We start from the raw sequence: 7,649 nt of genomic DNA, 5'->3' as shown, positions 1-7,649 counted from the left end.
ATCTTTTGATCTTGTTTTTTTTTAAATCAACATCAAAAGATCGCAGCCTGCGGCAGCTCCTACAGGGGGATTTTTGTTGGTTGCAGGGTGGAAAAACCGCTATCGTCGCCGCCATTCGAATTAGGGGCGAGCATGGGCTATCTACTTTTTGTCACGCTGATCCAGGCGTTTTCCTTCAGCCTGATCGGCGAATACCTGGCTGGTCATGTCGACAGTTACTTCGCCGTGCTGGTGCGTGTGGTGCTGGCCGGGCTGGTGTTCATTCCGCTGACGCGCTGGCGTTCGGTGGAGCCGTCGTTCATGCGCGGCATGCTGATGATCGGCGCCTTGCAGTTCGGCGTGACCTACGTCTGCCTGTACCTGAGCTTCCGCGTGCTGACGGTGCCGGAGGTGTTGCTGTTCACCATCCTCACACCGTTGCACGTGACATTGATCGAAGATGCACTGAACCGCCGTTTCAACCCGTGGGCGCTGATCGCCGCGCTGGTCGCAGTGGGCGGGGCGGCGGTGATTCGCTTTGACAGCATCAACCCGGACTTCTTCATGGGCTTCCTGCTGCTGCAACTGGCCAACTTCACCTACGCCGCAGGCCAAGTGATGTACAAGCATCTGGTGGCGAAACACCCGAGCGATTTGCCTCATTACCGGCGTTTCGGCTTCTTCTACCTCGGCGCGCTGGCGGTGGTACTGCCGGCATTTCTGATGTTCGGCAAAGCCAACTTTTTGCCTGAAGCACCGTTGCAATGGGGCGTTTTGCTGTTTCTCGGTCTGGTTTCGACCGCGTTGGGCATGTACTGGTGGAACAAGGGGGCGTGCATGGTCAACGGCGGCACGCTGGCGGTGATGAACAACCTGCATGTGCCGGTGGGCTTGCTGCTGAACTTGCTGATCTGGAATCAGCATGAGGAACTGGGGCGGTTGTTCCTTGGCGGCAGCGTCATCCTCGCCGCCGTGTGGATCAGCCGACTGGGCATCCGCCGCACCGCATAACTGAATGTAGGAGCTGCCGCAGGCTGCGATCTTTTGATCTTTAAAATCAAAAGATCGCAGCCTTCGGCAGCTCCTACAGGGGAATTGTGGGTTACATCAGGTGTTTTTGCGGCTCGGGGATGCTGGCCGCACCGAGCACCGCCGGCAGCAGCCCCGAACGCAAATCCCCGCCACTCGGCTGCTGATACAGGCTCAAGCCAAACTCCGGCAACACCGCCAGCAGATAATCAAAAATATCCCCCTGAATCCGCTCGTAATCGGCCCACACCGTGGTGCGGGTGAAGCAGTAGATCTCCAGCGGAATGCCCTGCGCCGTGGTTTGCATCTGGCGGACCATGCAGGTCATGTTCGGTTGAATCTCCGGGTGACTCTTCAGATACGCCAGCGCATACGCGCGGAAGGTGCCGATGTTGGTCATGCGCCGGCGGTTGGCCGACATTGCCGCGACATTGCCCTGCGCCTCGTTCCACGCCTTGAGCTCGGCTTTCTTGCGGCTCATGTAGTCGGTCAGCAAGTGCACTTGCGAGAGCTTTTCTTCTTCGTCGTCACGGATGAAGCGTACGCCGCTGGCGTCGATGAACAGGCTGCGTTTGATCCGCCGCCCACCGGACTGCTGCATGCCGCGCCAGTTCTTGAACGATTCGGACATCAAGCGCCAGGTCGGGATCGAGACGATGGTCTTGTCGAAGTTCTGCACCTTGACCGTGTGCAGGGTGATGTCGACCACATCGCCATCGGCGCCGACTTGCGGCATTTCGATCCAGTCGCCGACCCGCAGCATGTCGTTGCTGGTCAATTGCACGCTGGCAACGAACGACAGCAGCGTGTCCTTGTAGACCAACAGAATCACCGCCGACATCGCACCGAGACCGGACAGCAGCAACAACGGCGAGCGGTCGATCAACGTGGCGACAATGATGATCGCGCCAAATACGTACAAGACCATTTTCGCCAGTTGCACATAGCCTTTGATCGAGCGTGTGCGGGCATGTTCGGTGCGGGCGTAAATGTCCAGCAGGGCATTGAGCAGGGCGCTCACCGCCAGCAACAGGAACAGAATGGTGAACGACAGCGCCACATTGCCGAGAAAGGTCATGGCGGTCTTGCTCAGTTCCGGCACCAGGTGCAGGCCGAACTGAATCACCAGCGATGGCGTCATCTGCGCCAGGCGCTGAAACACCTTGTTGTGGCGAAAGTCATTGATCCAGTGCAGCGCCGGTTGGCGCCCGAGCATGCGGCTGGCGTGCAGGATCAGATAACGTGCCACTCGTCCGAGTACCAGCGCGACCACCAGCAACACCGTCAGGGCGAGGCCGGCCTGCAACAGTGGATGCTGTTCGAGAGTGCCCCAGAGGTCCTGGGCGTTGAGCCAGAGCTGTTTGAAATCCATATGAGCAACGATTCTTCTGTAAGACGCGATGGGCGATTAGAGCATTTAAGACGTCGCGTATTACCGTTGGAGACAAATCGAGCAACAAAAAAAGCACTGATTGCTGCCGTTTGCACAAAGAAACTCGGCCTGAGCGCTCGAAACCGGTAACCTATGCAGCTGTTTTTTTGCATATCTTCGAGGTAGCACCCGTGTTTTCCCAATTCGCCCTGCACGAACGCCTGCTTAAAGCTGTGGCCGAGCTGAAATTTGTCGAGCCAACGCCTGTGCAAGCCGCGGCCATTCCGCTGGCGCTCCAAGGGCGTGATTTGCGGGTGACTGCGCAAACCGGTAGCGGCAAAACCGCCGCTTTCGTTCTGCCGATCCTCAATCGCCTGATCGGCCCGGCCAAGGTTCGTGTTAGCATCAAGACGCTGATCCTGCTGCCGACCCGCGAGCTGGCCCAGCAAACGCTGAAGGAAGTTGAACGCTTTTCGCAGTTCACTTTCATCAAATCCGGCCTGATCACCGGCGGTGAAGACTTCAAGGTCCAGGCCGCCATGCTGCGCAAGGTGCCGGACATTCTCATCGGCACCCCGGGCCGGATGATCGAGCAACTCAACGCCGGCAACCTCGACCTGAAAGAAGTCGAAGTGCTGGTACTCGACGAAGCCGACCGCATGCTCGACATGGGCTTCTCCGAAGACGTTCAGCGTCTGGTCGACGAATGCCCGAACCGTCAGCAGACCATGCTGTTCTCGGCCACCACCGGTGGTTCCGGCCTGCGCGAGATGATCGCCAAGGTGCTGAACAACCCTGAGCACTTGCAGCTCAACGCGGTCAGCCAGTTGAACTCGACCACCCGTCAGCAAATCATCACCGCCGACCACAATCAGCACAAAGAGCAGATCGTGAACTGGCTGCTGGCCAACGAGACCTACCAGAAGGCGATCATCTTCACCAACACCCGCGCCATGGCCGACCGTATCTATGGCCGTCTGGTGGCTCAGGAATACAAAGCGTTCGTACTGCACGGCGAGAAAGACCAGAAGGATCGCAAACTGGCGATCGATCGTCTGAAGCAGGGCGGCGTGAAGATCCTCGTGGCGACCGACGTTGCAGCCCGTGGTCTGGACGTTGATGGTCTGGACATGGTGATCAACTTCGACATGCCACGCAGCGGCGACGAGTACGTGCACCGCATCGGTCGTACTGGCCGCGCCGGTAACGACGGCCTGGCGATCTCGCTGATCTGCCACGGCGACTGGAACCTGATGTCGAGCATCGAGCGCTACCTCAAGCAGAGCTTCGAGCGTCGCACCATCAAGGAAGTCAAAGGCGTCTATGGCGGTCCGAAGAAGGTCAAGGCCTCGGGCAAAGCCGTTGGCGTGAAGAAGAAAAAGACTGACGCCAAGGGCGACAAGAAGAAAACCGCCGCCAAGACGCCGACCAAGCGCAAGAGCGTCAATCGTCCGAAGCCGGACTCGTTGGTCAGCAGCGACGGCATGGCGCCGCTCAAGCGCCGCAAGCCGGCAGATCCTGCGGCTGAGTAAGGCGTTTCAAGCGTGCATAAAAAACCCGGACAATGTCCGGGTTTTTTTTCGACCATCAGTTGCCGAGTTGACCGCTGGTGTCCGCGTCGAAGCGTCGCCTGGCCTGATCAGCTGCCGGTTTCAAGGCGGCGAGCAATGCCGCTTCGCCGTACAACCGGGGGCTCGCCAGCTCCTTCGGTGTCGGTTCAATCGGGATCAACACATCCTCACCGTCGCCATGCAGCCAGATCGCGACAACGTGCAGCGCCGAGACGAACAGCACGCGCAGTTCGACGGTTTTGCCCTGTAGCTGCGGCGCTTGTTCCGCCAGTTTCAGCGCACCTACCGTAGCGGCGGCGTGATTGCCATGGTTCAACGAGGCGAACTCGACATGGCCGCGAACCTCGGCCAGTTGAGCGTCGGCAATCGTTACACCATCGGCAAACACCAGGTAATGCCAGTCACCGATCCGCGCGTCTTTCAGCCCTTTGCCGTTACTCAGGTCATCCAGACTGAGCGAATAGCCTCGGTAGGCCTCGCTGAGGCTGATCTTTGCCGGCGCCGCGTTGGCGAACTGCCGATTGGCGCCAAAACCCTGGGTTTGCAGCGCGGCTTGCAGCGCTGGGCGCAAGGTCTGTACGCCGTTGGAAGGCGCCTTTGGATAAGTCAGTTGCATGATGTCGCCCTCCTAGTTTTTCACGGTGAAGTAGGTATGAGTCCAGTTGCCGCCGCCGTTGTAAGCGCGGGGAAAGGCATTCAGCGCACGCGTCGAGTAGCCGTAGATCGAGTCGGCGACCAATACGTAATCGCCGTTGGTCCCGTAGATCGTCAGGAAATGCGCGCCGCCGCCGTACCAGGCGCAGCGCAGACCGACCGGGCGGCCCATGCTGATCTGGTTCTGGATCGCCGACATCTGCAACGAGCCCTGATTCATGCCGTTGTAGCTGCGGGTGGTTTGCAGCGCTGAATCCAGATAGCCGTAAACATTGCACGGCCCCGGCTGATTGCAGCAATTGCGATCGAGCTGAGTGCTGGCGACACCGCACTGCGTCCAGTTGCCGGTGCCGTAGTAGTTGCCAACCGAGGCGGACACGGCAGCCCAGCACCAGTTGGTCTGGGTTTGTTGCTGCATGTTGAAGTTCAGGCTGCCAGCGGCAAGCGCGCTGGCATGTTCGGCCGCTTCGACTTCGACCAGTTGTGGGTCGAGCAGATGGCCGATGAGGCACCTTGGCAGTGATTCACTGGTAAAGGGTCTTGCTTCAGTGGTTAACATTTTCAATCCTCCATGAATGAAAACAAGCGTCCCGCTTGTAAGGGTGTTGCCGAGCGATCGGCGCTTCAAGGTCGCCATCTCCGATGGCGGTTGCCGATCTCTTTGCTCGATGTAACCGTAGATGTGGATATGCGTTTGTGCAAATAAATAAATGCATTTGTGCATTTATAAAGGCAAAAGATCGCAGCCTGCGGCAGCTCCTACAGGGTTTGGTGTAGGAGCTGCCGCAGGCTGCGATCTTTTTCTTTTAGCTGTCGGCTTTCTTTTCGGCGGTACCCAACTCTTTCAATCGCTGATCAATCAGCTGGCACTTGTCCGGCAAATCCTTGCTGGCCGTGCCCAGATCCATCTTCTGCAACTCGGCATTGATCTCCTTGGCCTTGGCCGGATTCTGTTCGGTAAGCTTGGCAACTTCCTTGGCCAGTTGTTCACGTTTGGCGGTGGCCTCTTCCGGCGTACAGGCCCAGACGGGCAGGGCGCAGGCAAGAGTGGCGGCGAGAGTGAGCTTGATCAGGGTTTTCATGGGGAGGGCCTCAGTTCCGGTTAAGGCGGGTTAACCGGTTGAGGCCTCAATGGGCAAAAAAGTTCACTGGGGAAGGACGGCTCAGCCCTGTTTCACCAGGTCGCCTTCAAGTTGCTTCATGCCTTCCGGGGTCGAATAAAGTATTTCCAGCGACGCCACCTCATCAAGTTGTTGCGAACTCAAGACGCCTTCCTCGGTTTTCAATTGCTGCTGCATGGGCTGGCGAATATTGTCGGGCAGGTCTTGTTTGAGCGCCACTCGCAACATGGCGCATGCCTTGGTTTTGTTTTTGCTGAAACCCAAACCATTGTCGAGACGGGCAGCCAGTGTGACTTGAGAAACGGCATGTCCCTGAAGGGCGGCCTGGAGATACCAGTGGCTGGACAACCGATCGTCCTTGGGGCCGCCGTCTTGCCCCGAATAGAGCAGGCCCAACACAAACTGCGCGTTCTCGCGGCCATGCTCCGCCGCTTTGGTATACCACTGCAGCGCGGTCGCGGTGTTTTTTGGCGAGCCGATCCCGTTCAGCGCAGCACCACCGAGCATTTCCTCGGCTTGATCTTCGCCGAGTTCCGCCGCCTGCTGCAGCAGTTCGATGGCTTTTTTCTGATCCTGGGGAATGCCTTCACCAAAGAGATAGATCGTTGCCAACAACGTGATCCCGCGGTCATTTCCCTGGGCCGCGGCTTTTTCAGCCAGTTCGAATGCTCGGGCAAGGTCCTGTTTTACCCCTGTTCCTGATCGATACAGGTAGCCCAGTTCGACTCGCGAGTTCGCATGACCTTGTGCTGCTGCCAACGATAAAAGGTGGGCCGCTTTGACAAAGTCCTGTGGCTCATCAATCCCGGCGAGCGCCAACAGCGCCATGAAGTGCTGAGCCGGTGCATAACCCTGGTCGGCTGAGTGAGTGAACAGTTTACGCGCGGCCACGGTGTCGATTTCGACGCCTTGACCGTACTGAAGCCGTCTTGCCAACTGGTATTCGCTGATGGGATCGCCCTTGTTGGCCGCGTAGCGGAACCATTCAGTGGCTTTCGCTGGATCAGGTTTGCCAAAAATGCCTTCCTGATACGCCGACGCAATCAGCGTCGCCGGGCTGTAAGACGTCTTGACGAAAAACACCGGAATGCTGATGAGTACGAGAGCGAAACAGGCGAGCAGAATCAGAGCGAGACGACGATACATGGCAGCCGTTCATGTTTGGGAGGAGCGCGGATTATAGCGGCGCTGATCGTGCTTGCGACCAGCACCATACGCACAATCAGGCTATTTGCTATGACAGCAACCGGAGGGGGTCTGCGTCTCGTATCGATCATGATGCCGAACCCACTCCATGATCTCGTCTTCATTCCTGCCCTTGGGCGTGAGGTCGAGGTAGTTGTAGGCGCCGACCAGCATGTCGAGACCACGGGCATAGGTTGAATAGGTGTGGAAGATGTCGCCATTTGCGTCGCGATAAAACACGCTCAGCCCGGGCATTTCTTCCTCGGCACTGTCGGTCTTTTCGTAGTTGTAGGTAGCCGTTCCCGCCGCGACATCGTCGGCACGGGCGCACACGCCGAAGTCATAGTTGAAGTCGCAGCCGTCTGACGATACCCAGTCAAACTTCCAGCCCATCCGCCGTTTGAAGTCCTGAAACTCATTGAATGGCGCGTGAGAAACAGCCACCACCGCAATGTCGTGATGGGCCAGATGCTGGTTGGCGCCGTCGATGTGATCGCTGAGGAAGGAGCAGCCCTGGCAGCCTTCCTCCCAATCCTTGGCAAACATGAAGTGGTAAACGATCAACTGGCTGTGTTGGCCAAACAGGTCGGCCAGTTTCAGTTCGCCGCTCGGGCCTTGAAAGTGGTAGTCCTTGTCGACCTTCACCCAGGGCAAGGCACGACGTTTGGCGCTCAGGCGGTCGCGCTCTTTGGTGAAGGCCTTTTCGTCGGCCAGGTGTTGCTGGCGGGGGGCGAGCCA

The 7,649-nt window shown here is 58.2% G+C and carries 8 protein-coding genes; 2 read left to right on the top strand and 6 right to left on the bottom strand.

The genetic code is table 11. From position 1 onward, the window contains the following. Positions 1 to 132: 132 nt before the first annotated feature. Complete coding sequence (locus PMI37_RS30650) at positions 133 to 990, top strand: carboxylate/amino acid/amine transporter (RefSeq protein ID WP_008088874.1); 858 nt, start codon at positions 133 to 135, stop codon at positions 988 to 990. A gap of 91 nt (positions 991 to 1,081) precedes the next feature. Here PMI37_RS30650 and PMI37_RS30645 read toward each other — a convergent pair whose 3' ends face one another. Then, positions 1,082 to 2,380 carry a mechanosensitive ion channel family protein gene (locus tag PMI37_RS30645; RefSeq protein ID WP_008088873.1) on the bottom strand — a complete coding sequence of 433 codons (1,299 nt, stop codon included), beginning with the start codon at positions 2,378 to 2,380 and terminating at the stop codon, positions 1,082 to 1,084. 191 nt (positions 2,381 to 2,571) lie between these two features. Here PMI37_RS30645 and PMI37_RS30640 point away from each other — a divergent pair, with 191 nt between their 5' ends. Beyond that, positions 2,572 to 3,912: a DEAD/DEAH box helicase gene (locus PMI37_RS30640; protein ID WP_008088871.1), complete on the top strand. Its 1,341-nt coding sequence runs from the start codon at positions 2,572 to 2,574 to the stop codon at positions 3,910 to 3,912. Positions 3,913 to 3,967: 55 nt separating this feature from the next. Here PMI37_RS30640 and PMI37_RS30635 read toward each other — a convergent pair whose 3' ends face one another. The 5 genes from PMI37_RS30635 to PMI37_RS30615 all read right to left on the bottom strand — a co-directional run. Then, on the bottom strand, positions 3,968 to 4,567 hold the full coding sequence (locus PMI37_RS30635) for a hypothetical protein (RefSeq protein WP_008088869.1): 600 nt from the start codon (positions 4,565 to 4,567) through the stop codon (positions 3,968 to 3,970). A 12-nt stretch (positions 4,568 to 4,579) separates the two neighbouring features. Continuing rightward, complete coding sequence (locus tag PMI37_RS30630; protein WP_008088867.1) at positions 4,580 to 5,164, bottom strand: papain-like cysteine protease family protein; 585 nt, start codon at positions 5,162 to 5,164, stop codon at positions 4,580 to 4,582. Positions 5,165 to 5,411: 247 nt separating this feature from the next. Then, positions 5,412 to 5,687 (bottom strand): hypothetical protein, encoded by a 276-nt coding sequence (locus tag PMI37_RS30625; RefSeq protein WP_008088865.1) that lies wholly within the window; start codon positions 5,685 to 5,687, stop codon positions 5,412 to 5,414. A gap of 81 nt (positions 5,688 to 5,768) precedes the next feature. Beyond that, positions 5,769 to 6,872: a tetratricopeptide repeat protein gene (locus tag PMI37_RS30620; protein ID WP_008088862.1), complete on the bottom strand. Its 1,104-nt coding sequence runs from the start codon at positions 6,870 to 6,872 to the stop codon at positions 5,769 to 5,771. A gap of 81 nt (positions 6,873 to 6,953) precedes the next feature. Further along, positions 6,954 to 7,649, bottom strand: a 696-nt coding sequence (locus PMI37_RS30615) for a DUF899 domain-containing protein (RefSeq protein ID WP_008088860.1), incomplete at its 5' end; no start/stop codon positions are given.

Source organism: Pseudomonas sp. GM80, from assembly GCF_000282515.1.
Lineage (GTDB): Bacteria > Pseudomonadota > Gammaproteobacteria > Pseudomonadales > Pseudomonadaceae > Aquipseudomonas.
The sequence above is the reverse complement of the archived record's forward strand: the minus strand, read 5'-3'. Positions and strand labels throughout refer to the sequence as shown.

Excerpts from the sequence above, each read along its gene's own strand:
- PMI37_RS30630 (WP_008088867.1), bottom strand. The coding sequence starts at position 5,164 with ATGTTAACCACTGAAGCAAGACCCTTTACCAGTGAATCACTGCCAAGG.
- PMI37_RS30650 (WP_008088874.1), top strand. The coding sequence starts at position 133 with ATGGGCTATCTACTTTTTGTCACGCTGATCCAGGCGTTTTCCTTCAGC.
- PMI37_RS30635 (WP_008088869.1), bottom strand. The coding sequence starts at position 4,567 with ATGCAACTGACTTATCCAAAGGCGCCTTCCAACGGCGTACAGACCTTG.
- PMI37_RS30620 (WP_008088862.1), bottom strand. The coding sequence starts at position 6,872 with ATGTATCGTCGTCTCGCTCTGATTCTGCTCGCCTGTTTCGCTCTCGTA.
- PMI37_RS30645 (WP_008088873.1), bottom strand. The coding sequence starts at position 2,380 with ATGGATTTCAAACAGCTCTGGCTCAACGCCCAGGACCTCTGGGGCACT.
- PMI37_RS30625 (WP_008088865.1), bottom strand. The coding sequence starts at position 5,687 with ATGAAAACCCTGATCAAGCTCACTCTCGCCGCCACTCTTGCCTGCGCC.